Annotated in this window: 20 protein-coding genes; 8 read left to right on the top strand and 12 right to left on the bottom strand. The window is 59.4% G+C overall.

Translation table 11 applies throughout. The annotated features are described in order from the left end of the window. Window positions 1–95 precede the first annotated feature (95 nt). From AAE484_RS11695 to AAE484_RS11675, 5 genes are all read right to left on the bottom strand, one after another. Window positions 96–1,649: a DUF6351 family protein gene (locus tag AAE484_RS11695; RefSeq protein ID WP_341938580.1), complete on the bottom strand. Its 1,554-nt coding sequence runs from the start codon at window positions 1,647–1,649 to the stop codon at window positions 96–98. 344 nt (window positions 1,650–1,993) lie between these two features. Next, window positions 1,994–2,995, bottom strand: coding sequence for a RelA/SpoT domain-containing protein (locus tag AAE484_RS11690; RefSeq protein WP_341938579.1), 1,002 nt, complete (start codon window positions 2,993–2,995; stop codon window positions 1,994–1,996). Window positions 2,996–3,131: 136 nt separating this feature from the next. Continuing rightward, on the bottom strand, window positions 3,132–4,145 hold the full coding sequence (locus tag AAE484_RS11685) for a hypothetical protein (RefSeq protein WP_341938578.1): 1,014 nt from the start codon (window positions 4,143–4,145) through the stop codon (window positions 3,132–3,134). Window positions 4,146–4,353: 208 nt separating this feature from the next. Then, window positions 4,354–7,023: an AAA family ATPase gene (locus AAE484_RS11680; protein ID WP_341938577.1), complete on the bottom strand. Its 2,670-nt coding sequence runs from the start codon at window positions 7,021–7,023 to the stop codon at window positions 4,354–4,356. Continuing rightward, complete coding sequence (locus AAE484_RS11675; RefSeq protein WP_341938576.1) at window positions 7,020–8,168, bottom strand: metallophosphoesterase family protein; 1,149 nt, start codon at window positions 8,166–8,168, stop codon at window positions 7,020–7,022. The genes AAE484_RS11680 and AAE484_RS11675 overlap by 4 nt, the downstream gene beginning before the upstream one ends. A 212-nt stretch (window positions 8,169–8,380) precedes the next feature. Here AAE484_RS11675 and nagA point away from each other — a divergent pair, with 212 nt between their 5' ends. Both nagA and AAE484_RS11665 read left to right on the top strand, forming a co-directional pair. After that, the gene (nagA, locus tag AAE484_RS11670) at window positions 8,381–9,544 is read left to right on the top strand and encodes an N-acetylglucosamine-6-phosphate deacetylase (RefSeq protein WP_341938575.1); all 1,164 of its coding nucleotides are present in this window, start codon (window positions 8,381–8,383) and stop codon (window positions 9,542–9,544) included. Between the two features lie 390 nt (window positions 9,545–9,934). Further along, window positions 9,935–11,734 carry a DUF4382 domain-containing protein gene (locus AAE484_RS11665; protein WP_341938574.1) on the top strand — a complete coding sequence of 600 codons (1,800 nt, stop codon included), beginning with the start codon at window positions 9,935–9,937 and terminating at the stop codon, window positions 11,732–11,734. A 72-nt stretch (window positions 11,735–11,806) separates the two neighbouring features. Here the strand turns inward: AAE484_RS11665 and nagK are convergent, their stop codons facing one another. Continuing rightward, the gene (gene nagK, locus AAE484_RS11660) at window positions 11,807–12,700 is read right to left on the bottom strand and encodes an N-acetylglucosamine kinase (RefSeq protein ID WP_341938573.1); all 894 of its coding nucleotides are present in this window, start codon (window positions 12,698–12,700) and stop codon (window positions 11,807–11,809) included. Between the two features lie 169 nt (window positions 12,701–12,869). Between nagK and AAE484_RS11655 the strand changes: the two genes are divergently transcribed. Together AAE484_RS11655 and AAE484_RS11650 are read left to right on the top strand one after the other, a co-directional pair. Next, window positions 12,870–13,754: an adenylate/guanylate cyclase domain-containing protein gene (locus AAE484_RS11655; protein ID WP_341938572.1), complete on the top strand. Its 885-nt coding sequence runs from the start codon at window positions 12,870–12,872 to the stop codon at window positions 13,752–13,754. 55 nt (window positions 13,755–13,809) lie between these two features. Then, the gene (locus AAE484_RS11650; protein ID WP_341938571.1) at window positions 13,810–14,301 is read left to right on the top strand and encodes an RDD family protein; all 492 of its coding nucleotides are present in this window, start codon (window positions 13,810–13,812) and stop codon (window positions 14,299–14,301) included. Window positions 14,302–14,538: 237 nt separating this feature from the next. Here AAE484_RS11650 and lptG read toward each other — a convergent pair whose 3' ends face one another. Then, entirely contained in the window at window positions 14,539–15,600 is a 1,062-nt protein-coding gene (gene lptG / locus AAE484_RS11645; protein ID WP_341938570.1) for an LPS export ABC transporter permease LptG, read from the bottom strand. Then, on the bottom strand, window positions 15,593–16,711 hold the full coding sequence (gene lptF / locus AAE484_RS11640; RefSeq protein ID WP_341938568.1) for an LPS export ABC transporter permease LptF: 1,119 nt from the start codon (window positions 16,709–16,711) through the stop codon (window positions 15,593–15,595). The genes lptG and lptF overlap by 8 nt, the downstream gene beginning before the upstream one ends. A 173-nt stretch (window positions 16,712–16,884) precedes the next feature. On the opposite strand from lptF, the gene AAE484_RS11635 reads away from it, so the two are divergent. Genes AAE484_RS11635 through AAE484_RS11620 form a run of 4 tightly spaced genes read left to right on the top strand, consistent with a single transcriptional unit; the run spans window position 16,885 to window position 21,237 of the window. After that, window positions 16,885–18,369 carry a leucyl aminopeptidase gene (locus tag AAE484_RS11635; RefSeq protein WP_341938567.1) on the top strand — a complete coding sequence of 495 codons (1,485 nt, stop codon included), beginning with the start codon at window positions 16,885–16,887 and terminating at the stop codon, window positions 18,367–18,369. Next, window positions 18,366–18,791: a DNA polymerase III subunit chi gene (locus AAE484_RS11630; RefSeq protein WP_341938566.1), complete on the top strand. Its 426-nt coding sequence runs from the start codon at window positions 18,366–18,368 to the stop codon at window positions 18,789–18,791. The genes AAE484_RS11635 and AAE484_RS11630 overlap by 4 nt, the downstream gene beginning before the upstream one ends. A gap of 14 nt (window positions 18,792–18,805) precedes the next feature. Beyond that, window positions 18,806–19,363: a hypothetical protein gene (locus tag AAE484_RS11625; RefSeq protein WP_341938565.1), complete on the top strand. Its 558-nt coding sequence runs from the start codon at window positions 18,806–18,808 to the stop codon at window positions 19,361–19,363. Between the two features lie 59 nt (window positions 19,364–19,422). After that, window positions 19,423–21,237, top strand: coding sequence for a cation:proton antiporter (locus AAE484_RS11620; RefSeq protein ID WP_341938564.1), 1,815 nt, complete (start codon window positions 19,423–19,425; stop codon window positions 21,235–21,237). On the opposite strand, the gene AAE484_RS11615 is transcribed toward AAE484_RS11620, so the two are convergent. The 4 genes from AAE484_RS11615 to nspC all read right to left on the bottom strand — a co-directional run bounded on the left by AAE484_RS11615 (window position 21,227) and on the right by nspC (window position 26,212). Next, window positions 21,227–22,432: a sugar efflux transporter gene (locus tag AAE484_RS11615; RefSeq protein ID WP_341938563.1), complete on the bottom strand. Its 1,206-nt coding sequence runs from the start codon at window positions 22,430–22,432 to the stop codon at window positions 21,227–21,229. The two genes, AAE484_RS11620 and AAE484_RS11615, sit on opposite strands and share 11 nt — an antisense overlap. A gap of 108 nt (window positions 22,433–22,540) precedes the next feature. Further along, window positions 22,541–24,733, bottom strand: a complete 2,193-nt coding sequence (locus AAE484_RS11610) for a response regulator (protein WP_341938562.1) — start codon at window positions 24,731–24,733, stop codon at window positions 22,541–22,543. 17 nt (window positions 24,734–24,750) lie between these two features. Then, window positions 24,751–24,951, bottom strand: coding sequence for a DUF2788 domain-containing protein (locus tag AAE484_RS11605; RefSeq protein WP_341938561.1), 201 nt, complete (start codon window positions 24,949–24,951; stop codon window positions 24,751–24,753). A gap of 97 nt (window positions 24,952–25,048) precedes the next feature. Further along, window positions 25,049–26,212 (bottom strand): carboxynorspermidine decarboxylase, encoded by a 1,164-nt coding sequence (gene nspC / locus AAE484_RS11600; protein WP_341938560.1) that lies wholly within the window; start codon window positions 26,210–26,212, stop codon window positions 25,049–25,051. Window positions 26,213–26,433 lie beyond the last annotated feature (221 nt).

The following is a 26,433-nucleotide window of genomic DNA, read 5'->3' as shown; positions in this document are numbered from 1 at the left end:
AAAAATCGCTTTTTTTGAGCGCGTCAGCCAGCATCTTCTCAGATTTTCGAGATTTTGAACAGCCACCGGGATTCCGACCCCCGAATCGCTAGTCTCTATCGGCACTCATAGCTATCGGCGGAGGCCTCGTCGCCGCCGGTATAGTGCGGGTACTCCGGATAGGCGCAGAGCTTGCGGCTGGCGGGCTCCGGGTCTTCGCGCGAGGCGATGACATCGCCTGGCGCTTCGCCCTCTTCCACCCAGTCGACGACCGCGCTCAGCAAATCAAAGGAATCGTAGGTATTGGCCCCACCCGCGCAATGGCCCATGCCGGGTACGTGATAGTATCGACTGGCATCACTCCAGCCTTCGTTGGCTTCGGCGGCCCGCTGATAAAACCCGAGCGTATCGAAGGCCGAGAACCAGGCGTCGCTGACGCCGTGATAGAACAGGATCTTTCCGCCGCGATCGAGGAAGGTGGAAAAGTTGGTCCAGCCGTAGCTGTCGGTGCGCCCCTGCATCGGATCATTGCGCAGCCGTGCATCTTCGGCGTCGATATCGATCTCGGCCTGCTGGGCGCTGGCGCCGGGCGAGAAGAAATTTTCACCCGGAATATAGGTCATGTTCCCCTCGATCATGCCGGTATCGACGGGAAAGGCGGGATAGATCTCGTAGCCGGCACTGTTGACGAGCGGCGCGAAGGCCTTGTCGATCGCGTCCGCCTGCGCCTGTGAGATACACGAATCGTCCCTCTCGTCCTCACAGACAAGCAAATTGGGGTCGAAATCGCAGTCACGGACATTGGCGACCACCCCGTCTTCAAGGCCATCCAGACCGTCGCATTGCGCCAGAAGCCCGTCGTGCACCGCGCGGCGTTCTGCGGGAGAAAAAGCGCGGCCGACCTGCGGATTTCCTTCGTCGTCACGCGGCGCCACCTGGTTAAAGGCCACCACCGCTTTGCGCAGGGCGAAATTCGAGTTGCCCGTGCGCATGGCCGGGGCACCTACCACGGCACCGTCGAACAGCATGGGGTAGCGCTGCGCGGCCAGCATGCTCTCGCGCCCACCGGTCGAGCAGCCGGAAATATAGGTATGATGCGCCGCCTGCCCATAATGAGCATTCACAATCTCCTTGCCCAGTTCGGTAACCTTGGCCACCGACTGCCCGACAAAATCGAGCGCGGCCTGCTGATCGGCCATAAAGGACGAATCGAAACCGCCCTGCCCCTTGTGTCCACCATCGGTGGAGATCACCGCAAAACCGCGCGCCAAAGCCGGCGTGTCACCAGCGGCATTGCCGCCAAGCGGCGGGTGCACGGTGCCATTCAGCCCGCCGCCGCCCTGAAACAGGAAGCGGCCGTTCCAGTCCGCCGGCATTGCCAGCGCGAAACCGAGGCCATAGGTCTTGCCGCCCGCCCCGGTGCGTTCATTGCTGATGCCTTCGACATAACAATGGTCGGGCAGCTCGACCGTCGTGCTACCGGGACCATCGCCGAAGCTGAATGAACCGCCCGGTTTTCCCTCTGCGCTGGTGATTTTGGTGTTGGCGATTTCAAACTCGGTCAATGTCGCACAGGAAGTTTCGCCTTCATGAGCTTCGCCGCCGGAGAAACCGCTTACTCCACATCCCGCAACAGACAAGGCCGCGAGTCCAATCGTCAATCGATTCATAATCTCCATCTCTTTTATTGCTACCCGCACAGTCGAGGCAAGTGAAATATGATTCTATCGAGCGAAAAAGGATTGCTTTTACGTGCCATTTTGAACACATTAATAGTGGTTTATTTAACTATAGAGGGTGTTTAACAATTACGGGCAAAAACGGAATATTTCCGCCATCGGAGATAGTTAACGACCCGGGAACTTTTCGTTCCTCTATTTCAAGAAGCCAAAAGCACCTTGCATTTATTTACGTCTATTCGATCCTCATGATATCCTAGCGAGAAACCTAATGCTTTGAAAGATTTTCCAACTTTCAGCGAAAAACCATCCCAGAGCCATGCCTTGTTAAGGCTCTACTCGAGACTCCTTTTGGCCTTTGTCAAAAGTCGAACAAAGTCTTTTGCGTCAGAAAAATAGTTTTTAAATGCCATTCTTATCTCTTCGCTGGTATCTGCCTTTACCAAGACGATATCTAATTCTGGATTCTCATTTTCAAGCCTAAATAGATCATCTAGTGCTTCGGTGGAGTCTCTATAGGAAAACACTTCTAAGTCTCCATTGGGCTTGAAGACAAGAATTGTATTTCGGTTTCTCGTAGTCGCAGTTTCAGCTGTATTTAGGCCCGTTAAAGTTCGTATGAGATTCAACTCCTGATCTAAGCTGTCAAACTCCCCCAGCAGGTCTGCGTCTGACATGTCTGGATAGGGCCCCGTGCTGTCTTCGTAGGATCTCGCCAATATTTCGCTTGCAAGCGCCATACAGTCTAGGTAGCGCTGATCCCCTTGCTGAAACTTTGGCTGGTTTTCTGTAATGAACCCAATAACCTCAACGGCCGTAGCCCACGCATGCTGTACTAGCGTCCTATATTGAACTTCAATTAGCAAACCCTTGTACTTGTCGCCGTTCTTAGAATTTACGTCGTAAGAGTATACGTCGTGAATTCCACGATATCCTGTGCTTTTTGGATACTTAATGTAGTTATATTTATCAATACTATTCCTACGCTTATGTTTGAACCTTGCTTTATGAAACTGCCTCCGAAATTGGTAAAGATCCTCTAGACTTTCAAAAATAAGTCTGCAACCAGCAATATCATCCATCCTGGCCAATTCCATTTTTGGAATACGCCTAAGCTTGTTGAATATAGTATTTCTACGCTTATGCCTTTGAGCAACAACAATCGACCGATTTCTAGTTCTTGTTCGAAGACTTGCCTGAAAAGTATTCAGTACAGCTCGATGAGCTCCCCTCCACTCCTCAATACAGCGCAAATCATCAGCGGTGGCGGTTTCCTCCCGCACATTAGCTCCAGCCCTATTTACACGGCTTTTTGAGCCTCCTGGGAATTCCGGCATTTATCGTTTCCTAATATAAGTTGCTAGCACTTGTGCGCTCAATGATATCTTCTCCGGACAGGTTTTTAGCTTCGAAAGCAAAGGAAAATCATCCAGCTTATAATTGACATCAAGTCCATTGCAGCTAATCCACCAGCTAAGAAAACCAATTGAAACTTTGGACTATCGCATTAGCGGATCCAATAATTGATTTTATCGACTTTGCAGAACTATCCGCGTGATTTAGCTCTCCTGAGAGCTTCTCTAGAGCAGAATCACTTTGCTTAACTGCACTAACAGCTACAGTGGTACTACCTTGTTTTTCTGCAAACTCTAAATCTTTCAATATGCTTTGCAAGAGATCATTGTGGTCAGGAGCAGCTTTGATTAATTCGGCCACCTTTTCTCGATATAGCCTTAACTCGTCAATCTTAACAAGCATTTCGCCTCGATCTGAGTACGGTTCGCAGCTGCAGGGGTCTGAATTACACACAGGGCACGAATTATAGTAATACGTGATAAAGCTATCTTGTAAGCTTTCTCCTAAATAGTAGATTCCCCAAGCTGATAAAGTCCACGCGAAACAATCGGCGAGCTCATTTTCAATTTCAGCTCTATTTTTCGTTCCTTTACAAAACGAGGTATAGGCCTCATGAACTTCCCCGAGCTCTTCAAGAAGCCTAAAAAAATGAAAAGTCGGCCCAGAGGCTTTCCAAATATGTGTGTTAGCGGGATACAGGTCATTAGTGCTTTCGACCAGAGAATCCATAGATGGATTCGGGTTCGCTGACTTGGCAATATTGTATTTGAAGCCCAGCTCTTCTTGTATTTTCCATTCCATTACGTATGAAACTGGCTTTTTGTTAGTTTTGGAGCAGACACATGGCTTTGCAATACAATAAGGGCATACGTCAGGGTATTTCTTCAGATATGAATCTTGAAGATTTATTTCCAACTTGTTTGCTATTGCAAATAACCAAGAAAATGTTTTGATAAAATTCTGAACACAATTCAACTCTCTCGGTATGGATCGTGAAAGATATGAAACATTTCTAAATAAATATGAGAATAGATACTCTACATCACGATTCTTATTCACTTCCCCGTACAAATGGCTCAAGTACTCTTGAATTTCAACGACCGTTTCTGGTTTATGCTTGAGATCTTTCAAAATTAATTTCCCTCTCTGATTTTAGTTGCACTAACAGTATTATTAGCCGGAACGTCTCCATATTTAAACCCGGAAATTTCCGCCTTCCCTAGCTTAGAACGTATAGCGATGAAAACAGTAGCACAAAATACGGATAATTGCCTCGTGTAGGACATTCTACGGAAATAGGCTGGCCATATAGGCAAGTAATTGCTTATTACAGGATATTTCATGCCCGACCCCCCAACCTCAACGTCTGCAAATCCCTCGGCGTGGCCCCCAAATCTCTCCAATTCTCCGGATGGCAAGAAAACAGTAGCACCTGGTGTCGGCGCGCCGCGTCGTACAGGATGCGTTTCATCTGGTCCAGGCGTTGGGCGTCGCTGTGGACCAGGGCGTCGTCCAGGATGATGAGCGTGGGTTTGCCGGCTTCGCGTAGCAGGTCGGCGTAGGCGAGGCGGCTGATCAGGCCCATCTGTTCCCGAGCGCCATAGCTTAGCGATGGCAGGTCGCCCTGCTCTTCCCCCGTGCCCTGGGGGCGCGTCAGGGTGGTGGGCATGAGGTTTTCATCCACACTCAGGTGGGCTTGGGGAAACAGCAGTTTCAGGTAGTGGTTCAGGTGTCTCTGCAGGGGCGCCTGCAACTGACGGGTCAGGGCCTGGCGTTTGTCTTTGAGCAGGTTGAGCAACAGGTCCAACGCCTGGGCGCGCCGGGTCAGTTCATCCCGGCGCTGTGCCAGGCGTTGGTTGATCTGCGCCTCTTCATCGCGTTTTTCTTCCAGGCCCTGGGCGCCCTGTTCCTCCAGGCGGACTTGGAGGTCGCGTATGCTTTGCGCCCGCTCGCGCGCCTGGGTTTCCATGGCCTGGGCGGAGGCGGTGAAACGTTCGATGTCCTGCTCAAGCAGCTCGGGCTGGGCGGCGTCGATCTGGCGTTGCCGGGCGTCGATGGCGGCGGTGAGTTGATGCTCCCGGGCTTTGAGCTCGGTCAGCTTCTTATTAGCTTGTTCTTCGCGTGCCTTGCGATCCGGTGCTTGCAGTTCGGCGTTGAGTTTGTCCCATTCCGCATTGGCGTTGGTGCTGGCCTGCTCCGCCAGGCCCTGTTGCTGTTGGTGTTGGTTGAGCGCGTCCTCGGCTCGTTTGAGTTCAGCGCGGGCGGCTTCCAGGTCCGCCTCGGCGTTTTCTTCCGAGGTCACGTCCCCTTGCACTTCGGGCAATTTTCCCAGCTGCTCGCGCAGTGCTTCCAGGCGTGCGTCGTCCTGCTCGGCGGCCGAGCGCAAGGCGTCGACACCTTTGGGGGCGAGGATATCCAGCCGCGCCTGATCGCGCTCGATGGCTTGGGCCAGCCGCTGACTTTCCGCAGCGCGCTGCTCGCCCTCTTCCAGGCTGGCAACATCGAGGCGACGCAGTAGGCTGCTCTGCTCGGCCTGCAGTGCTTCCTGTTGACGCTGTAGGTCCGCCACGTCGGTGCCACCGGGCTGAATGTGCAAACGGCCAACACCGGGAATACGCAGCTCTGTGGCCTCCACCAGCAGGGTTTCTCCCTGCCCGGTGACGGTCTCGGCGCCGACCGTGATGGATTGTTCCGGCTCCAACTCATAGTTCAACCGGGTCGCGAGGGCTTTCTGTCGGATGACCAGCTCCGCCAGTGCTTGCTCTGTGCGTTTCAGTTGGGCCAGCGCGGTCTGATCGATGTCTTTAGAGGGCTGTTGTGATTGCAGTGCCTTCAAGGCCTCTTGCAGCTCGGTGGCCTGCTTGAGCGTATCCGTTTGCTGGCTTTGGCGCTCAGCCAGCTGATCGATCTGTTGTTGCAGCCGGGCTCGCTCCGCCTGGTGGCGGGCTTGCTCCGCCTGGTGGCGGGCTTGCTCGCGCCGGTTCCGGGCCTGCTCGTAGGCTTGCTCGGCGTCGGCACGGCGTCGCTCCAGCTGTGGCCGTCGGTCGCGGCACTCCTGCAACTGGGCTTCGGCCTTGGCTTTGTCCTCGGCGCGCTGGGTCAGTTGGTGTTGCTGGTTTTCAAAGTCTTTCAGTTGCTGGCGATACACCGCCTGGCTTTGGCGGCAGTTGTCCAGTGCTTGCTGGTCCTGTCGCTGTTCGCTCTGCCAGCGCTGGACTTCGCTCAGTTGGCTTTTGGCGGTGTCGGCTTTGCGGCGTTGCTCTTCCCAGGGGCGGGCGGCATCAATGCTCTGTTTCTGTTCGATCAATACGCCGAGCTGATCCACCTGTTGACGATACTGTTCGACGGACTGGTTGAGCGCGTCGAGGCGTTCCTGACTGTGTCGGTAGTCCTCCAGCACTTTTTTGTATTTTTTGGTTTCCTTGCCGGTGCCGGTCAGCAATTCCGCGCGCTCTTTTTCCACCCGAGCGATCAGCTCGTCGCCACCGCTGCTGGCCACTTCGCCCAGGCTCTGGCCCAGTGCCGACTGCAGGTGTTCGCCGGCGTGGTTGACCGGGCCCTGAATGTCCTGCACCGCGCCCTGCTCCACCCACAGCAAGCCGGGGATGCCCCAGTGTTCGGCTTTGCTGCCGCCACGCTTGGGGAATTGATAACCGAGCATCTCGGCCAGTTTTTCTTCCGCCTCTTCGCCACTGAAGTGCTGGCGGCCGACTTTGAGGTCGCAGCGCTTTTTGCCGAGGAAACGTTTGTTGAGCGTCCAGTGCTCGCCCTGCCAATCAAATTCCAGCTCGATTTCCGGGGTGGCGGAGGTGTCGCCCCAGGGCTGCAGATCGTCCACGCTGCTGGATTTGTAACGCTCGAAAAAGGCGGCGCGAATGGCGCGCACCAGGGTACTTTTGCCGGACTCGTTGGGGCCGACAAACAGGTTGATGCCGTCGGTCAGGTCACGGATTTCCAGTGGCTGGCGAAACTGTTTGAGTTGCTCCAGGTGCAGACGGGTCAACTTCATTGGGCGCTCTCCGGCTGTTCGTTCTCAGCAACCGGGCTAGTGTCGCGCAGCATGCCGGTCAATATCGCCAGGGCCGTGCGCGCGGTGTCCGGGTCGTCACCCTGGCCTTCCTGACGCTCGCGCAGCTCGCCAATCACCTCGCCCACATAACCGTCCGCGTGCAGTGCCGCGATATCGTCCTCGGTGGGTACCAGGTTCAGGCCGGACAGATGGGTCTGAAAGCTGCGATGCCGGGCCTCGGCGGCACTGAAATATTGCAACAGCGATTGATAGCCGGCCAGGTCCACTTCGCCGTCCAGCGTCAGATCCACCACTGAGCGCGGCGGCAGCGCATCCAGCTCGCTCATCAGCCGCTCGATATCGCTGGCCACGGCCAGGGTGCTCTGGTGTTTTATCCATTGGAACTGGCCGGTGGTATGGGGCTGCACCTGGGGCTCGGCACCGGGCTGCTCAATGTCGACAATCAGTGCCTGGCCGGCGCCGTTGTCTTTGAATCGCTCCTGCTCGGGGGTGCCGCTGTAGCGGGTGCGGGCGTCGATGGTTTTGTAGCCGTGCCAGTCCCCCAGGGCTAAATAGTCCAGCCGGGCGGTCGCCGCCCGGTCGGCGGCAATGGGGTTGGTGGAGTCAATCTCTTCGGCCAGTTGGCCCTCGACGCTGCCGTGGGCCAGGCCGATGCGCACCAGGCCTTCGGGGGTATCGGCACGATCAAACCATTCGGTGAGGTCGTTATAGGTCTGCCGCTGGGTCAGGGGCGCGGGCAGCACGACGAAACCCAGGTTCTGGTAGACGCGCACCTCTGGTGTCAGCAACAGGTCGACATTGTCCGGCACGGCGCCCAGGCGCTGGGCCCGGGTCCAGATGCTTTCCGCGAGGGCGGCGTCATGGTTGCCGGGCAACAGCAGCCAGGGACCGGTAAAGCCGGCCATGGCCTGAAAGGTCCGGTGGATGGTGCGGTCGGAGACGGTCTGGGCGTCGAAGACGTCCCCGGCCACCAGCACGGCATCGACGGCCTGTTCGGTGGCCAGGGCTGCGAGTCGCTCGATGACCGTAAAGCGGGCGTCGGCCAGAATCGAGGCGTCCTCTTCCGCGAAGCGGTTGTATTGGCGGCCGATCTGCCAGTCGGCGGTGTGTAGAAAGCGGGGCATGGGGCCGGTCCCTGTTGTTTGAATCGAGAATGCGGTGCCAACGGGGGAGTGTACCGAAGTTGTGGGGGTTGCCATAAGGTTGGGGTGGGTGCGCTGGGCACAGGGGTTTGTTCTGGCGGATGCGCTTGACGCTTATCCGCCCTACGGGACTGATGCTACGTTGTCGGTTATCATTGACTCCAAATTCCCACAGCTGACCGCGAGACCCACCGATGAAGCAGGCTTTGATCAACGCTCCCGTTTTTACCGGTGATGAATGGGTAAACGGCCATGCGTTGCTACTGAAAGACGACCGGATTGAGGCGCTGGTGCCTCTGGCGGAGCGGCCCTCCGGCTACGAACCCGTCGATCTTGAGGGGACACGACTGGTGCCGGGGCTGATTGATACCCAGGTCAACGGCGGGGGTGGCGTTCTGTTTAACGATGCTCCCAGGGTGGACAGACTGCGCCAGATTGGTGAGGCCCATCGCCGCTTTGGCACTACCGGTTTTCTGCCGACCCTGATCAGCGATGATCTGTCCGTGGTCGAGCAGGCCATTGCAGCGGTGCGCCAGGCCATAAAGGAAAAGGTCCCCGGTGTACTGGGCATTCACCTGGAGGGCCCGTTTCTGAACCCGGCCCGCAAGGGCGTCCACGACGAGCACAAGTTCCGCCGTCTGACGCCCGAGGCGGTGGAGTTGCTCAGTTCCCTGGACAACGGCTTCACCCTGGTGACGCTGGCTCCGGAACGTACCACACCGGAGCTGATCCGGGCGCTCACCGAGCGCGGGGTGATGGTCGCGGCCGGTCATACCGGCGCGGACTATGAACAGACCCGCACCGCCCTGACCGCCGGCGTGCGCAGTTTTACCCATCTGTTCAATGCCATGACACCCATGACCAGCCGGGAGCCCGGCGTGGTGGGAGCGGCACTGGAGGACCCGAACAGCTGGTGCGGGCTGATTGTCGATGGCCATCATGTGCACGCGGCCACGCTCAAGGTCGCACTGGCCGCCAAGGCGCGAGGCAAGATGATTCTGGTGACCGACGCCATGCCCACAGTCGGGGCCAGCGACAAACAGTTCACCCTCAAAGGGGAGGTCATTCGGGCCGAGCGGGGCCGCTGTGCCACCGCCGACGGCACGCTCGCGGGTTCGGATCTGGATATGCTCAGCGCCGTGCGCAACACGGTCCAGCGGCTCGACCTGCCTCTGGAGGAGGCGCTCAGGATGGCAAGCCTATATCCGGCCCGGATGTTGGGGCTGGACCGGGAGCTGGGACGGCTGGCGCCCGGCTATCGGGCCAGCCTGCTGGCGGTGGACGAGCCCTTGCAGGTGCGGCAGAGCTGGATCGACGGGGTGTCAGTCTCTTACTCTTATCCGTCAGCACTCGACTGACACCGACGCCGCACCTCTCAAACCCCTTCCACGGCGTCGTCCCCGGCGCCATCCAACTTCATTGTCGCGTCTTTCGCTAACCCCTGGCGTTGAAAGCAGCCGCCCCCTCCATACCGCCACTTTATTGCCATTTTCCGGCATCTCTGAGCGCAAGACCGACCGGGTCTTATGTTCACCTGTCGCCAAATTTGGGATTACCAGGTCAAAAAAAGTATTGAGATGTGAACCACTTCATATATATAAACCCATTTTTGGGACTACAGTGTCAAACACGTGAGACGAAAACGGATTTAACGGTTTTTAAGACATTTAAGTTCTTAAATACCTTCCAGACCTTAACCAGCAGGTCTTAAAACATTCAAGCTCAAAGTTGAGACAACGAGGTGACTTATGAAAACCCTGAAAAATACTCCGCTCCAGCTGTTGCTGGCCTCTTCCCTCACCGCTCTGGTCGCCTGTGGTGGCGGCAGCGGTGACGGCTCCACCGGTGGTACCGATGGCAGTAATGACAGCACCGGCAGTTTCAACCTGGCCGTGACCGATGCGGCCATCGATTCCGCCAGCAACGTGTTTGTGGAATTTACCGGTGTGTCCATTCAGCCGGTTGATGGCGAGGTGATTGAGTTCACCTTCGACGAAGCCAAGCAGATCGACCTGCTGGCCCTGCAGGGCTCCGCCTCCGAAGGGCTGGTCTCCGGCGAAGAAGTACCCACAGGCGACTATGAGTGGATCCGTCTGCATGTGAACGCAGAAGCCGACGGCGTGGTCGACTCCTACATTGAAATGGACGATGGCAATCAGCTGGAGTTGTTTATTCCCAGCGGCAGCCAGACCGGCCTGAAGCTGGTGAACGGCTTTACCGTCACCGCCAACGACAGCGTTGACTTCACCATTGACTTCGACCTGCGCAAGTCTGTGGTACTGCCGCCCGCCGAGCAGATTGGTGGCGCCATCCTGAAGCCGGCCCTGCGCCTGATCGACAATACCGCCTCCGGCAACATCTCCGGCAGCGTCGACGGGACTCTGCTCAGCGAGCAGTGTGCGGACCCGGCCACCCAGACCGGGGCGGTTTACGTCTACTCAGGCGCCGATGCCACTGTCAGTGACGTGCGCGGCACCGAGGGCGACCCGATCACCACCGCTCTGGTGAGCGAAACCGACGGCGGCTATGGCTATGAACTGGGCTTCCTGGATGAAGGTGACTACACCCTCGCCTACACCTGTGGCGCCAGTGACGACGATCCGGAAGCAGAAGACAGCCTGACCTTTGTGGGCACCACCAACGCTACTGTGGAAGCCGATGCCACCACCGAGGTCAACTTTGCCTCCGATGCCGAAGCCGATACCGGCACCATGAGCATGGACGTGACCGACGGCCCGGTCGACAGTGCCGCCAAAGTCGTGGTTCAGTTCGACGGTGTGGAAATCATCGGCTCCGGAGAGACCGAGTCTCGCCTGATCGCGTTCGACGAGCCCAAGATTCTGGACCTGTTGACCCTGCAGGGCAGCAACTCCGCCGACCTGTTCACCAACGAAACATTGGAAGCCGGTAGCTACGAGCAGGTCCGTCTGATGGTGACCGCCGCACTGGATGGGGAGATGGACTCCTACATTGAGTTTGAAGACGGTACCCAGAGCGAGCTTTGGATTCCCAGCGGCGACGAAACCGGCCTGAAAATGAACGGACCCTTCATGGTGGAAGCCGGTGGCAGCAGCGAGTTCGTGATCGACTTCGACCTGCGCAAGTCGGTGATCGCCACCGGTGGTGACACCCCCGAGCAGGGCGGCCAAGCGGACCAGGGCGGACAGGGCACCATCCTGCGCCCCACCCTGCGAATCGTTGACGAGAGCACCGCCACCCACCTCGAAGGTGAAGTGGATGCCGCCGAGATGGCCGATGCGGAATGCGAAAACGGCGCAGCGGTTTATGTCTTCGCGGGTGCCGATGCCACGGTCGGTGAACTGGGCAGCGACAACGAGCCCCTGGCAACCGCCAATATCGAGGTCACCGCCGAGGGCGACTACGAGTACGAAGTGGGCTTCCTTGAGCCGGCCGACTACACCGTGGCCGTGACTTGCCAGGCGGACCTCGACTCGCCCGACTCTGTGGACGACATCGAGTTCAAACAGTCGGCTTCGGTCACCATTGAAGCCGATGTCGAAGCCGCTCTGGACTTCAACCAGCAATAAGTCATCAGCAATACGATTTTGGCATTGATGCGCCGCTTGAGCCGCGAACTCTGAGTTCGCGGCTTTTTTGTGTCAGCTCCCGAAGCCCTCCTCCTGACGGGCATACATGATCGCTCCGACATCCGGTGTTCCCAGAGGCGCAGATAAGCGGGCGGCGACATCGGCCTCCAGCCAGGGCTGCAATCGCTCGGCCAGACCCCCGATTATCGACAGGCGTGGGGGCTTGTGGCTCAATAACCTGTGGGCCATGGCGCTGATGTATTCTGCGCCCTGCCCGACAATCGATGTCGCCACCGCGTCACCGGCCTCGGCGGCGGTCAATACCAGTGGCGCCAGGCTGGCGTAGTCGCTGGACGGTTTGCCGGACAGGCGCTCGACAAGGGCCAGGCCCCGCACGCCCAGTTGGTCCGCAATGTCGCCGGTGAGTCGGGTCTCCGGCCCCAGCTCATCCGCCGCGAGAAGCACTGCCTTGACGGCTTCCAGCCCCATCCAGGCACCACTGCCCTGGTCGCCGAAAGAAAACCCGTACCCCCCGATCAGACGCTCCTCGCCGCCGACCCGGACATAACCGCAGGATCCCGTGCCCGTCACGATGATCGCCCCTTCATCCGACTGGTGAGCTCCTATACAGGCAATGCGCAAATCGGTGGCGAGGTAGAAAGCGGCAAACGGGTGGGGCCACTCTCTCATCACCTGGTAAAGACCGGGCAGGTTCACCCCGGCCAGCCCGGCGCCAACCACCAGCTGGCCCAGAGAAACGGAGTGCAAGCCGGCTTCTTCAAGCGCGCCGCGAGCCGCGCTCTCAATGGATTGCCGGGCCTCCTCGACACCGTGAAAAGGGTTGGCGGGGCCTGCCAGGGCCGACCCCAGCACCCGCCCCTGGGCGTCTGCCACGCTGGCTCGGCATTTACTGCCACCACCGTCAACGCCCAGGTAGTAGCGCTCTTTCACTGGCGCACCGACCATAAACCCACTCCTCTCAAGCAACCGGAAACGGACTACTTTACCACCTTCCTCCGGGTTGGCTGAGTGGCCTTTTCACCGGCACAACACTGTGTTTTGTCACACCAGCGCGGTATGATGCGCCTATTATCCATGAGTCACCACCTAAACGCGGGAGTCCCAGACGCTGGTCATGAATTCGCTCAACCGGGAAATGGCCATCATGTTTGCCGATGTATCGGGCAGCTCAGCGCTGTACAAGCGGCTGGGCAACCTGAAGGCAAAACGCTCCGTCGACTCCGCCATTGCCCTGATGACCGAAATCACCATTTACTACGGGGGTGAAGTGGTCAAAACCCTGGGCGATGAAATCATGGCCCGTTTTGACGACGCTGAGTCAGCCTGTAAAGCCGCCGTCAGTATTCAGCGCCAATCGCGCGCTGGCGGCGTGGCCCTGCGTATCGGCATGGCCTATGGACCGGCCCTGCTCGAAGCCGATGATGTGTTCGGCGAAACCGTGAACGATGCCGCCTTTGTGGCGCATATCGCCCGCGCCAAACAGATTGTCATGACCCAGTCACTCGCCCACCGGCTTGAAGGTGACCTGCGCCACGCCTGTCAGGAATTCGACCGGGTTGCGGTCAAAGGCTCCACTCAGCGCACCCTGATCTATCGGCTGCAATGGGAGTCATCCACCCAGAGCCACAGCGCCACCACGGTCATGTCCATCGAAGAAATTTCCGGCCATATGAGCCGCTATCAGCTGCTGCTCCAGGTCGCCGGACAGTCCATCACCATTAACCCAGAGCAGACGCCCTATACCATCGGGCGTGATGAAGGGCGCGCGCACCTGCATATCAAATCGGGGCTGGCCTCCCGGGACCACTGCCACATTCTGTTTCGCCGCGGCAAGTTCGTACTGGTGGATCACAGCACCAACGGCACCTATGTCTGGGGCCCGGATCAGCCGGAGATCTACCTGCGGCGCGAAGAGTTGCCGTTGCTCGGCTCCGGCACCATCTCCATCGGGCAGCCCGAGGCGAGAGCGGGCACCTGGTTGATACACTACCGCGCCTGAGCCGCCTGCCCTGCAAGCCCACACCGGAACTCATCATCAGGACCCGTCGCACGTCATGACTCACTCCGATACTCACACCGATCAAACAACCCCTTCTCTACCGGCACCGGCCGGCGTTTTCCGGCGCCTGGCCGCCATGGTGTATGACAGCTTTCTGCTCATGGCCGTCAGCCTGGCCTACGGCGCTCTGGCCACCGGCCTGAATGTGTTGCTCCAGGGCGCGCCCCCGGAGGGGGAAGCCATCGAGTGGGGGCTCTGGCGCCTGCCAGTGTTTATCGGGCTGCTGGTCGTACTGGTTGGCTTTTACTGTTATTTCTGGGGTCGCTCGGGCCAGACCCTGGGCATGCGCGCCTGGCGGCTGAAGCTGGTGGACGCCCGCACCCAGGCCCCCGCCTCGACCGGGCAGCGCATCGGTCGCGCGCTGCTGGCGCCAATCTCACTCCTGGCCCTGGGCCTGGGCTACTTCTGGGTCTGGATCGATCCCGATCACCACAGCCTACACGGTCGCCTGACGGGCACACGAGTGTTACTCCTACCCAAAGAATAACGCCCCCAATCGGCCATTCAGGAGGGGCTGGAGCTGTTCTCCTACGCGATCATCACCCAGGGGTCACTTCTGTTCTGTAAAAACGACTGGGTCCAGATGGCGTACAGGGTCAGAATCGATACAGTGTCGGACGCAACCCGCGATGCCGCCAACGGTGCGCCCGCAATCGACGCACTCGAAGGAAAGCAGGCAGCCAACCTGTAAGGCTGGCTGACCCGCAGTGCGGGTCAGCTCCGGTTACCGGGTGCGGCTGAGCAGGAAGAACCCGATACCAAAGCTCACGCCGATCGGAATCAACACCGCGATAATGGGAGGAAAGCCGAACACCAGGCTGGAGGGACCCAGCAGGGTCTGACTGAGGCGAAACACAATGCCGAAGACAACGCCGCTGAATATCCGGTGTCCCATGGTGACCTCGCGCAGCGGCCCGAATATGAACGAAATGGCGATCAGCACCAGACTGACCGTGGCCAGCGGCTGCAGCGCCTTCTGCCAGAACGCCAGTCGATACTCGCTGTTGTCCAGCTGCTGCTCGTCCAGATAGTCCACATAATAGGCGAGGTTCCGGATCGACAGGGCCTCGGGCGGCAGCGCCACGATGTTCAGCAATGCCGGCGACAACTCGCTCTCCCATCGCCGCGAGGCGTACTCCACTGTGCTGGTGGCATCCCCCTCAAAACGGGTCGCGGATACGCCCTCTTCCTGCCAGTAGCCATTCTGATGCACGGCCTGGCGGGCGTAACTGGCCTCTTCAAGCCGCCTCTCGTCGTTGAACTGGTAACGCGTCACGCCGTGCAGCACGCCATTGGGCTCCACCGCGTTGAAGTACATGTATTCGTCGCCCTCCCGGTTCCAGAGCCCGGATTCGGTCTGCAGCGCCTGCTGGTGCCCCAACGCCACCGCGCGACGACTCTCGCCCAACTGATCGGTGTAGGGCACCACCCATTCACCCAGAGCAAGACCCAGCAGAATAAAAGCGAATACCGGCTTCAATACCATCCAGGTGATCCGTCCGACCGAAACCCCGGCGGCGCGCATGACCACCAGTTCACTGGCGTTGGCCAGGGTACCGAGCCCGGCAAGACAGCCGATCAGGCTGGCGTAGGGCAGATACTCATAAACCCGGCCAGGCGTGGTCAGCAACAGGTAAATCAACGACTCCGAGAGGGTATAACCGCCCCGCAGATCGGCCATCTCGTCAATAAAGGTGCCCACCAGATCGAGCGACAAGACAACCAACAGCACCAGGGTGATGGCCGCGAAGACGGTACGGGCAATGTAGCGACTGATTTTACGCATGGGCGGCCCCCCGCTCACGGCGCCGGCGCTGTCGCGCGAGTTTGAAGTTATGCCAGTTGAGCATGAACCAACCCATACCGATAAATACCGGGTGAATTACCCAGAGGCCCGGCATGACGGGCCAGGTGCCCGATTCCACTGCACCGCGCACACTGCTGAGTGTACCCAGGTAGAGCATGTAAAGAATAATGGCGGGCAACATTTTTGCGTAGCGCCCCCGCCTGGGGTCGGTGCGACTCAGGGGCACGGCGAGAAAAGCGACCACCAACACCATGATGGGCAGCGACAGCCGCCACTGCAGAGTCACGCGTCTCTCGGGCTCCTGGGAGCCGACCAGTTGCGAGGTGGGCCAGGCATCGGATTTGTCACGCATGCCGGAGCGGATGTCGGTGGGCTTCAAGTATTGACCGTAGGTCTCAAACTCGGTCACTTCGTAGTCGGCCTCGCCCGGCTGGCCTTCATAGCGCACACCCTTGTAGAGGTTGAAGTAGCGCTGTTGGTATTCCGGATGCAGGGCCTGCTCAGCGGATTCGGCCACCAGAACCGAGTGCCGGTCCCGCCCCGCCTCTCGTCCGCCCTCGGCCACGAATACCCCTTGAAGGCGATTGCGATCGTCGCTCACAGACTCGACATAGGTCATGGAGTTCGATTGCCCCAGAGACTGGAATCGCCCGGTCTGAATCATGTCGAATTCGCTCCGGGTGCGCTGCTCCGCCAGAATGGTCTCGGTGGCACGCACGCCGTTGGGGCTCACCCAGAGACTCAGACTCCCCACGATGAGAGCAATGAGCAGCGCGGGCACCATGGTGATACCCACCAACTGTTGGGGGCTCATGCCACAGGCGGACAGTACAACCATCTCACTGTCGGTATAGAGCCGGCCGTAGGCCAGCAATATCGCGATGAAGAAACCCAGCGGCAGCACCAGCTCGATAAAACCCGGAAGCCTGAACGCCATGATGCTGAACAGCACCTCGACCGCCAGTTCACCGGAGGCGGCATTGGCCAGGTACCGCACGAACCGGCCACTCATGATGATCAGCAGCAGGATACTGCTGACCGCCATGGTGGTGACCAGGATTTCTCGGCTGAGGTAGCGGAATATTATCACTCGAAATGCCTGCGCTTTTTCATCATCACTGAATCGGCTTGTCTATGACCTATGGTAAAAATTGGAGGATGTTCCCTTATGGCGTAAACTGACGCCTTTGCTCAGCGGCCGGAGCCGGGGCATTATCCCCTACTCTACCGCTTTTGTCTTGACCCGACCCACGGAGTTCACCCATGCAATATTCGGCCAAAGCCATCAATGCCCAGAAAGACCGCAGTGATTGTCTGATAGTCACCCTCAGCAACGGTGGCAAGCTCTCGCCCGCGGCGGAAGCACTGGAGAAGAACGGCGCGAATCTGGCGGCATTGTGCAAGCGCGAGGGCTTCCATGGCAAGGAGGGTGAGACACTGCTGCTCCACAGTCCGACGGGAACCCAGGCTCAGCGTCTGTTGTTGCTGGGGATCGGCGCCGAAAAACCCGGCGCCGCCGGTTTTGTCCGCGCGCTGGGCAAGGCGCTGGACGCACTCAAAAACACCCCCTGCAAGAGCCTGGCGTTCATGCTGGGAGAGGTCGACGTCGAAGCGCGCGACACCCGCTGGCAGGCCCTGCAATTGGCCCAGGCACTGGAAGCGAGCCAGTACCAGTTCACCCGGTGCAAGAGCAAACCCACCAAAAATGTGTTCAAACCGACCAAAGCCGTATTTGGCTGCGCCGGGCAGAAGCAGCTGGCCGATGCCGATGCCGGCTTGAAAGAAGGTTCGGCCATCGGCCGGGGCGCCAACCTGACCCGCGAGCTGGCGGACCTCCCGGCCAATATCTGTACCCCGAGCTATCTGGCCACCGAAGCCCGTCGACTGGGACGCAAACAACCCAAGCTGACGGTCAAGGTACTGGAAGAAAAACAGATGAAGGAGCTGGGGATGGGCGCGCTGCTCTCGGTATCGGCCGGCAGCGATCAGCCCGCCAAACTGATTGTGATGGAATACCGCGGTGCGGCCAAAAGCCAGGCGCCATTCGCCCTGGTCGGCAAAGGCATCACCTTTGATACCGGCGGCATCAGCCTGAAGCCGGGACCCGGCATGGATGAGATGAAATACGACATGGGCGGCGCGGCCAGTGTGTTTGGTTGTGTGCAGACGCTGCTCGAGCTCCAGCCGAAAATCAACGTTGTGGCCGTGGTGGCGGCCTCGGAAAATATGCCCAACGGCCGGGCCACCAAACCCGGCGATGTGGTCACCTCCATGTCGGGGCAGACCATTGAAGTGCTCAACACCGACGCCGAGGGCCGCCTGGTACTGTGCGATGCCCTCACCTATGTCGAGCGCTACAAACCACAATCCGTGGTCGATATCGCCACCCTGACCGGCGCCTGCATCGTCGCACTGGGAAGCCAGGCGAGCGGCCTGTTCAGCAATCAGGACGAACTGGCGGAGGCACTCTTGAGTGCGGGTGAGACCTCGGGCGATCGCGCCTGGCGTCTGCCGCTGTGGGATGAGTACCAGAAGCAGCTCGACAGCAACTTTGCCGATATGGCCAACATCGGCGGAAAAGAAGCCGGCAGTGTCACCGCCGCCTGCTTTCTGTCCCGTTACGCCGACAAATACCCCTGGGCCCACCTGGATGTCGCCGGCACCGCCTGGCGCACCGGGGCCGCCAAAGGCGCCACCGGTCGGCCGGTGCCCCTGTTGATGCACTACCTTCTGCAGCAGGGCTCATGAATCGCATCGACTTTTACGTACTGCGTGACGACGACCCGGAGGCGCGCTGGCAGTTTGCCGGACGCCTCGCGGACAAGGCGCGCCGCCTGGGTCACCAGGTACTGGTTGTGGTGGACTCGGCCGAGGCGGCCCGGCAGCTGGACGACTTTCTCTGGGCCCGCCCCGAGGAGAGTTTTCTGCCTCATCGGGTCCTGGGCGATGCCAGCGCGCCACCCGCCGGGGTGGAGATTGCCCCGGCCGACGATCTGGGCGAGCACAGCGGCGTGCTCGTCAATTTGAGCCAGAGCGTGCCCGAGGCCTTCGAGCGGTTTGAGCGGCTGGCCGAAATTGTGATCCAGGCCCCGGATGTTTTGAAGACGACGCGAGAGCACTTTGGTTTTTACAAGGCCCGGGGTTATCCTGTGAATCATCAAAAACTCTGATTGAGCGCATTGTCATGGCCCGGAACGACGGCATCACAAACAGCGACGACACCAAAGACACCCTGCTGGAAGAGTTGGAGTCCATCAAGGGCCTGCTATTGGAGCCCGAAGATGACATTCCGGTGTTGCACGAAGTAATCGAGTCGATCGAGCCGCTCGAGCAGGGCGCGCCCCGTCAGAGCTCTCTCTTTACCACGAACATACCAGCCGGCGGAGCGGCTCCAACCCGTCGGCGCCCGGCACCCACCAAAGCCAGCGGCGAAAACCCGTTCCTGCCCGCCCACATCCGGGCTCGTCTGCACGGCAACCGGCCACCACCCGGCTTTGACAGTGACAGTAGCGCCCCGGCGCGCGACACGGCCCCTGCTCCCGACAGGGCCCCAGCTCCTGATACGGCAGAGTCGCTCAACCGGTCAGCGGCCGATATCAACCGTGAGCAGCTGGTGAACGAGTTACTCTCGGAGTTACAGCCGCTGCTGGAGGCACAGCTGCGAGACAAGCTCAACAACCTGAGCCGGGAGCAGTTGCGCCAACTGCTGGACCTGGAGGCTGACACCTCCGATCGGGACTGATCCACACGACTCCGGTGGTTCGCCGGAGCACCTTCGCCGCTCCAGGGAGCCTACTGCTTATGGAAAATACCGGCCTCGCCATCGCCATTATCGGTATCGCTGCCCTCGCCTGCCAATGGCTCGCCTGGCGGGTTCGTCTGCCGGCCATTCTGTTTCTGCTGCTCAGTGGCCTGGCACTGGGGCCGGTCGCCGGCTGGCTTGCACCCGATCAGCTGTTTGGCGATTTACTCTTCCCTCTGATTTCTCTGGCCGTGGCGGTGATCCTGTTTGAGGGCAGTCTGACGCTCAACTTTCAGGAACTGGGCAGCCTGAGCACGGTGGTGCGGCGCATGATCACCGTGGCAGCGCCCATCACCTGGGCGATCATTGCCGTTGCCACGCACTATCTGTTTGGTCTGGGCTGGGACATCAGCATTCTGTTCGGTGCCCTGATGGTGGTGACCGGGCCCACGGTGATTACGCCACTACTGCGCAGCGTCCGGCCCACCGCCAAGGTCGCCAACGTTCTGCGCTGGGAGGGCATCATCATCGACCCCATCGGGGCGCTGCTGGTGGTGGTTGTCTACGAGTTCATTGCCACCCAGGCCCAGGCGCAGGCGTTTGGTCAGAGCCTGCTGCTGTTTCTCGAAATCATTGTCGTGGGGCTGGTCGTCGGCCTGGGCGCCGGCTACGCCCTGGGCAAGATTCTGGCTCGCCAGTGGTTACCCGATTATCTGCACAACCTGGGCACCCTGAGCCTGGTGTTCTTCGTGTTCACCTTCTGCAACCACCTCGCCCATGAGTCGGGGTTGCTCGGGGTCACGGTCATGGGCATGTGGCTGGGTAACCAGAGAGACATCCGCATCCACAACATTCTCAACTTCAAAGAGAATCTGACCATTCTTTTCATCTCCGGGCTGTTCATCATTCTGGCCGCCCGACTTCCGCAGCAACAGTTATACGACATCTTCAACTGGACCCCACTGTTACTGCTACTCGTGGTCCAGTTCATTGCCCGGCCGGTCTCGGTGGCAATGGCCACCCTGCGCTCGCCACTGTCCTGGCGCGAACGGGCGGTGCTCAGCTGGATCGCCCCGCGCGGTATTGTGGCCGCTGCGGTCTCGGCGCTCTTTGCCCTGCGCCTGACCGAACAGGGACACCCGGGGGCCGAGTGGTTGATGCCCCTGACCTTTACCGTGATTCTGGGCACCGTCATTTTCCAGAGCGCGACTTCCAGGCCTCTGGCCCGCGCGCTCAAAGCGGTGGAACCGGAACCCCGGGGCGCACTGATTCTGGGGGCCAATGCGGTCGCCCGCACTCTGGCAAAGGCACTCAAGGAACAGGAGTTGCCGGTGATTGTCAGCGACTCCAACTGGGACAATATCCGCACCGCGCGCATGGCCGGACTGGATACCTTTTATGGCAACCCCACATCCGAATACGCCAGTCAACGCCTGGAGCTGGTGGGCATCGGAAAGCTGCTGGCGTTGTCGCCACTGCGGGAGCTGAACGTCATTGCCTGCATGCACTTTCGCAACGAGTTTGGCGCCGACTCTGTGTACACCATCCGCCACACGTCCGAGCAACATACCACCGACAAACACCAGGTAGCGGACGACCTCAAGGGCGCGACCCTGTTTGCCGAGGGCATCACTTACGGCAAGCTCGCCAGCCTGATTGGGGAAGGCGCCGAAATCCGTGCGACCCGGCTGACCGAAGAGTACGGTTTTGACGCGTTCCAACAGAAGATGGATGAGGGAACGCTGCTGCTGTTTGCCATCACCGGGAAAGGCAAGCTGATACCTTTCACCGCCGGCGCCAAAATCGAGCCGGAGCCTGGTTGGAAGCTGCTGAGTCTGGTACCCAAACCGCAAGACCAGGACGCTAGCGCTTAATCCGGACACCGGTAAACGCCACCATGGCGAGCAGCACGATGACAATGCTCACCACAAAAACACTCTGGTAGCCAAAGAAGTCGGCCACCAGAGCCACCTGCACACTGCTGAGCAGATTGCCGACATGAGTGGAATTGGTATAGAGCGCCGAGGCACTGCCGGAGCGCCCGGGCAGGAGCGCCTGAATCACCGAAACCCCCAGCCCGGCCAGCACACCGATAAAAATCGCATTGAAAATCTGCAAGGCAAAAAGATGCCAGAGCTGGTCCGAGAGCAGCACCCCGGCATAGAGAACAAAGCCGGCGATCCCGGCCAGGCGCACCATGACCATCAGGTTGATGCGCGCCCCCATCACACCGGCCGCCAGCATCACCGGCACTTCCAGCAGCGCGGCCGTCCCCATGATCCAGCCTACCCACTCGGTACCGATGCCCAGGTTGTTATCCAGGTGCAGCGGCAGGCTGATCAGGTAGGCATTGTTCACACACCACATCAGGGAAAACGCCACCAGACAGAAAAACAAAGAGCGGCGTGCCTGGGCATCCAGCACCGGCGCCTGTGTTTCGCCCTCCGCGGCTGATTCTCCTGCCGCTGGCTCTGAATTCGTCGACGAAGGAGCCAATCGTGGCAGGAGTTTGAGGCTGGTCAGGCCCACCAGCGCGAACAACCCGCCGGCAACCCAGTACATGATACTGAAGCCGTAGTAGGAGGCCAGTAAAAACCCCGCCGGCGGACCCGCCACCCAGGCGATGGCAATCTGCGCGCGAACGATGGCATTGAACAGCGGAATGCGGGCCACCGGGAGCTGGCGCTCGGCATAGTCGAGGCTGTAGGCCAACATCTGCGAGTGCGCCACCATGCCCAGGCTGAACAGCCCGACGGCCGAGAGCACCACCAGCCAGTACTCCCGGGTGAGCGCAAAAATGGCACAGGACAGCAGACCTACCAGGCAGAAACCAGCCACCAGCGGGCGCCGGTCATTAAGTTTATCGGACCAATGGCCGACCAGCTGGTTGTAGCCGATGCTGGCCAGCGCCAGGCCGGTGTAGGGAATGCCCACCAACAGAGGCCGTACACCCAGCTCCTTGGCGAGAAAGACACTGAAGGTTGGCAGTACCAGCGCGCCGACCACGCCGACCGCAAAGGAGAGGAAGTAAATGCCCAGGGGGACCGGGCGCAACAAATCTCGGACCATACTGACTCGCCCCCCAACCGCTGCCACAAAAAGAGCGCAAAGGTAACCGATTACACGAGTCAAGTCCACCTGGCGGGGCGCCGCTATCAATCGACGCCTCGCAGGCGTCTAGCGGCCTTTGCCCAGCCAGGTTTCCAGCTGGTTCTGCAAGGCTTCGTAACGCAGGGGCTTGCTGATGTGATCATCCATGCCGGCCGCCTTGCAGCGCGCCTTGTCCTCGTCCGAGACATAGGAAGTCATGGCGACGACGGGCAGATGTCGGCCACCGTTGTCACCCTCATCGGCCCGAATCTGCTCGGTCGCGGAGAGGCCGTCCAGCTCCGGCATATCGCAGTCCATCAGCACCAGGTCGAATTTTTCATTGCGCAGTACGGTCAGTGCCTCCTTCCCGTTGCTGGCGACGTGTACCTGGCAGCCGAGCTTTTTCAGCATGCCCGAGACCACCATCTGACTCACCCGATGATCTTCCACCAACAGCACCCGGTGTCCGGCCAGCACCGCTGTGCCATCATCTTCATCGTCTGTCGCCAGCTCGTGAGGTCCCTGGTTGAGCAGACGGTGGCACAGCGTCTCGTAGAGTTTGCGGTGCATGATCGGTTTCTCGATACAGCTCACCTGGGGATAGGCCTCGAGATGGGACTTGGCTTCCTGACTGTCGCGCTGCAACAGGCTCATGGCAATGATCTGGCCCAACCCGCTGAACTTCTTGTGCGCCGCGATATCCCGGGAGAGCGACAGCGCACTGAAGCTGTTCAACTTATTGTAAATCAGCACCAGATCCTGGGGCCTGTCATTATCAAACGCCTCCTCCAGCTGCTCGAGCGCCGGATCGTGACCGTTCACGCGAGTCGCTTTGACGCCCCAGTCAGCGAGTTGGTCGACCAGGCTCAGGGCCACGACTTCGGGGATATCAACCAGCATCACCCGCTTGCCGCGCAACTTCTGTTCCTGGGATGTGCTTTGCGTCTGATGGGCAATCACCTCCAGGTGCACATTGATCACGATGCGTTTGCCCGACTCCCGGTTGTCCACCAGATGGACACTACCGCCCATACACTCGGCCAACCCTTTGCAGATCGACAGGCCAATACCGCGGGTCGACTCTTCCGATTCAAAATCCTGCCCGGAGGCTTCTTTGCCCGAGCGCGAGGCGTCACTGATGACCACCTGGAGCTCGCCGTTTTCATCCTGGTCGGGACGGAACACCGCTTCGATGAAAATCTGACCCATCCCCGACTGCTTGACGGCATAGGTCATCAGGGTACTGAAAATCTGTCCCAGCCGGGTCGCATCGCCGTTGACCCGGTACGGCAGTTCCCGATCAAACAGGTAATTGAGCTCCACGCCCTGCTGGTGCGCTTCCAGGGCAAAGTCCTGAACCAGCTTTTCCAGCAAGCGGCGGGGGTTGAAGGGGGCTTCCTCCAGCACCAACGACTTGGTCGTGATCTTGGAAAAGTCCACCACGTTATTGACCAGATCCAGTTGCCGTTCAGCCGCGTTGCTCGCCAAGAGGAGCAACTCCCGATGGCGCTCGGACAACTGGTCGTCATCCACCAGAGAAAGGGTGCCGAGAATGTCGTTGAGTGAAGCGCGAAACTCCTGGCCGAGATTGACCAGAAACTCGTTTTTAAGATCGATGGCCGCACGCGAGCTCTGCTGCTCGAACTCCAGCCCCTTGGCCCGCTCCTGCAATGCATGGTTGGCTTCCAGCCGCTCCCAGTACGTATTGGAGGTGACCCTGGCCTGGTGGCTTAGCATGGAGTAGAACACCAGCATGATACTGCCGTAGAAATACCCTTCCACATGCCCCAGGAGAATCGCGGTCACCGCCGCCGGCACTTGACCGATAAACAGATAGCTGGTGAGAAACCGCCGGTAGGGCGCGAACACGTTGGCCACACTGGAGTAGAACACCACGGTGTAGAGCCATATGATCATGGTCTCTTCGCGCATGCCGTTAAGCCAGGTGAGGCTTACCAGGATGAAACTCCACCAGGCAGCGCCCAGGAAAGAGGCGAAAAAGTACTGGTTGCGCCAGCGCGCCGGTGCGCGACCGTAGAGCGTATCAAAGCGGAACAGGAAGTAGGCGCGCAGCAAGGTCACCAACAGCAGGCCGGTGATCAGGGTAATGGACAGATTCTGGTGCTCGCGGAAAAAATCGCCGATCGTCAGGCACAGCACGGCGACAATAAAGTTGACGACCAACCCGCGCCGGCTGTACTTGGCCACGCGCTTGTCGGTATCGCGCATGACTTTGCGGTCTTTCTGAACTTTCGTGGTGGGGACAAAGAGTTGCAACATGCGCTGCCTTCCCGGAATTATTTATCGATGATTTCGACCAGAATGGTTTTGATCACAAAGCCGACCAGGCCCATGGCCAATGCGAGAAACAGAATGATGGTACCGAAGCGGCCAGCTTTGGAGGTCTTGGCCAGATCCCAGACAATGAACATCATGAAGGCGATCAGGCCGCCAATGCCGAGAATCAGGGACCAACTTTCGAACTGTTCCAGCGTCATCTGGGCTCCCATTGAATAAGCGGCCGTAAGGATGACATTGTATAAAAAAATGCCCCTCACTGATAGCGCAACAACCCCGCCAGAGGTGGTGTGGACTTTACGAAAGCCGCTGTTTGAAATCCTCGTAGCCAAACTCGCGCACCACCTCAAGCCGGTCGGTACGCGAATCCCACAGCGCAATGGCGGGCAGGGGGATGCCGTTGAAGGTGGTGGTCTTCACCATGGTGTAGTGGGCCATATCGTCAAACATCAGCCTCTGCCCTACTCTGAGTGATTCACTGAAGCTGTAATCCCCGATCACATCGCCGGCCAGACAGGTCATACCGCCCAGTCGGTAGGTATGCGCCAGCTCATCCGGTTGCCCCGCTCCCAGGATGTCCGCGCGATAGGGCATCTCCAGTGTATCCGGCATATGGCAGGTGGCGGAGGTATCCAGGATGGCCTGATCCAGTCCATTCCAGGTGATATCCAGTACTTCGGACACCAGGACCCCGGTATGGATGGCCACCGCCTCGCCGGGCTCCAGATAGACCTGAACGTCATAGCGCTGACCAAAGTCCCGCACCAAGTCGATCAACTCGTCCAGCTGGTAGCCCGGGCGGGTGATGTGGTGGCCACCGCCAAAATTGATCCAGTCCATCTGCGCCAGCCAGGGGCCGAACTTCTCTTCCACCGCTTTCAGCGTGCGCGCCAGGGGCGGAAAATCGTGCTCACACAGGGTGTGGAAATGCAGTCCGGAAATCCCCTCCAGCTCCTCGGGCTCAAAGGCGGCCTGGGGCACACCCATGCGCGAACCGGGCGCACAGGGGTCGTACAGCGGGACATCACCCTCGGAATGCTCGGGATTGATACGCAGACCGAATCGCAGCTGCGGGCGCTCACGCTGGGCGGCCAGCGCCATGGGGCGGAAACGTCGCCACTGGCTGAAGGAGTTGAACACCACGTGGTCGGAGATCCGCAATACTTCCCTGAGATCGTCTTCCTTGAAGGCCGCCGAATAGGTATGCACTTCACCCCCATAGTACTCACGCCCCAGACGCGCTTCATGCAGCCCGCTGGCGCAGGTGCCGGAGAGGTAGCGCCCGGTCAGTTCTCCCAGACGCCAGCAGGAAAACGCCTTCAGGGCGGCCAGCACCTTGGCCCCGCTTTCGCTCTGCACCCGGTTAAGCAGTTTGAGGTTTTCCTCCACGGCGGCGGTATCCACCACAAAGCAGGGGGATGGTACACGGGTGGGATTGAAGTCGGAAAAAGAGGAGGTCATGGCTCAATCTCTTGTGCTTGTTGCTGCGCCCGGTGGGCGGAGCCCACCCTACAAATGGCGGGTGCGGAGCCCACCCTACGGGAAAACTGTGTGGGCGGAGTCCGCCCTACAAACTGTGCCGGTGGGCGGAGCCCACCCTACAAACGGTGAGTGCGGAGTGTAGTGGTCAACTAATTCCGGACAATAAGTTAGATGGATTTTCCGCTTTTGCCGGTGGCACG

The organism is Marinimicrobium sp. C2-29 (assembly GCF_038419845.1).
GTDB lineage: Bacteria > Pseudomonadota > Gammaproteobacteria > Pseudomonadales > Cellvibrionaceae > Marinimicrobium.
Note: the sequence above shows the minus strand (reverse complement) of the source record. Positions and strands in the feature narration are given on the sequence as shown.

Bases quoted from the DNA above. Each gene is read 5' to 3' on its own strand.
- AAE484_RS11695 (WP_341938580.1), bottom strand. From the start codon at position 1,649: ATGAATCGATTGACGATTGGACTCGCGGCCTTGTCTGTTGCGGGATGT.
- AAE484_RS11690 (WP_341938579.1), bottom strand. From the start codon at position 2,995: ATGCCGGAATTCCCAGGAGGCTCAAAAAGCCGTGTAAATAGGGCTGGA.
- AAE484_RS11680 (WP_341938577.1), bottom strand. From the start codon at position 7,023: ATGAAGTTGACCCGTCTGCACCTGGAGCAACTCAAACAGTTTCGCCAG.
- AAE484_RS11675 (WP_341938576.1), bottom strand. From the start codon at position 8,168: ATGCCCCGCTTTCTACACACCGCCGACTGGCAGATCGGCCGCCAATAC.
- nagA (WP_341938575.1), top strand. From the start codon at position 8,381: ATGAAGCAGGCTTTGATCAACGCTCCCGTTTTTACCGGTGATGAATGG.
- AAE484_RS11665 (WP_341938574.1), top strand. From the start codon at position 9,935: ATGAAAACCCTGAAAAATACTCCGCTCCAGCTGTTGCTGGCCTCTTCC.
- nagK (WP_341938573.1), bottom strand. From the start codon at position 12,700: ATGGTCGGTGCGCCAGTGAAAGAGCGCTACTACCTGGGCGTTGACGGT.
- AAE484_RS11655 (WP_341938572.1), top strand. From the start codon at position 12,870: ATGAATTCGCTCAACCGGGAAATGGCCATCATGTTTGCCGATGTATCG.
- AAE484_RS11650 (WP_341938571.1), top strand. From the start codon at position 13,810: ATGACTCACTCCGATACTCACACCGATCAAACAACCCCTTCTCTACCG.
- lptG (WP_341938570.1), bottom strand. From the start codon at position 15,600: ATGCGTAAAATCAGTCGCTACATTGCCCGTACCGTCTTCGCGGCCATC.
- AAE484_RS11635 (WP_341938567.1), top strand. From the start codon at position 16,885: ATGCAATATTCGGCCAAAGCCATCAATGCCCAGAAAGACCGCAGTGAT.
- AAE484_RS11630 (WP_341938566.1), top strand. From the start codon at position 18,366: ATGAATCGCATCGACTTTTACGTACTGCGTGACGACGACCCGGAGGCG.
- AAE484_RS11625 (WP_341938565.1), top strand. From the start codon at position 18,806: ATGGCCCGGAACGACGGCATCACAAACAGCGACGACACCAAAGACACC.
- AAE484_RS11620 (WP_341938564.1), top strand. From the start codon at position 19,423: ATGGAAAATACCGGCCTCGCCATCGCCATTATCGGTATCGCTGCCCTC.
- AAE484_RS11615 (WP_341938563.1), bottom strand. From the start codon at position 22,432: ATGGTCCGAGATTTGTTGCGCCCGGTCCCCCTGGGCATTTACTTCCTC.
- AAE484_RS11610 (WP_341938562.1), bottom strand. From the start codon at position 24,733: ATGTTGCAACTCTTTGTCCCCACCACGAAAGTTCAGAAAGACCGCAAA.
- AAE484_RS11605 (WP_341938561.1), bottom strand. From the start codon at position 24,951: ATGACGCTGGAACAGTTCGAAAGTTGGTCCCTGATTCTCGGCATTGGC.
- nspC (WP_341938560.1), bottom strand. From the start codon at position 26,212: ATGACCTCCTCTTTTTCCGACTTCAATCCCACCCGTGTACCATCCCCC.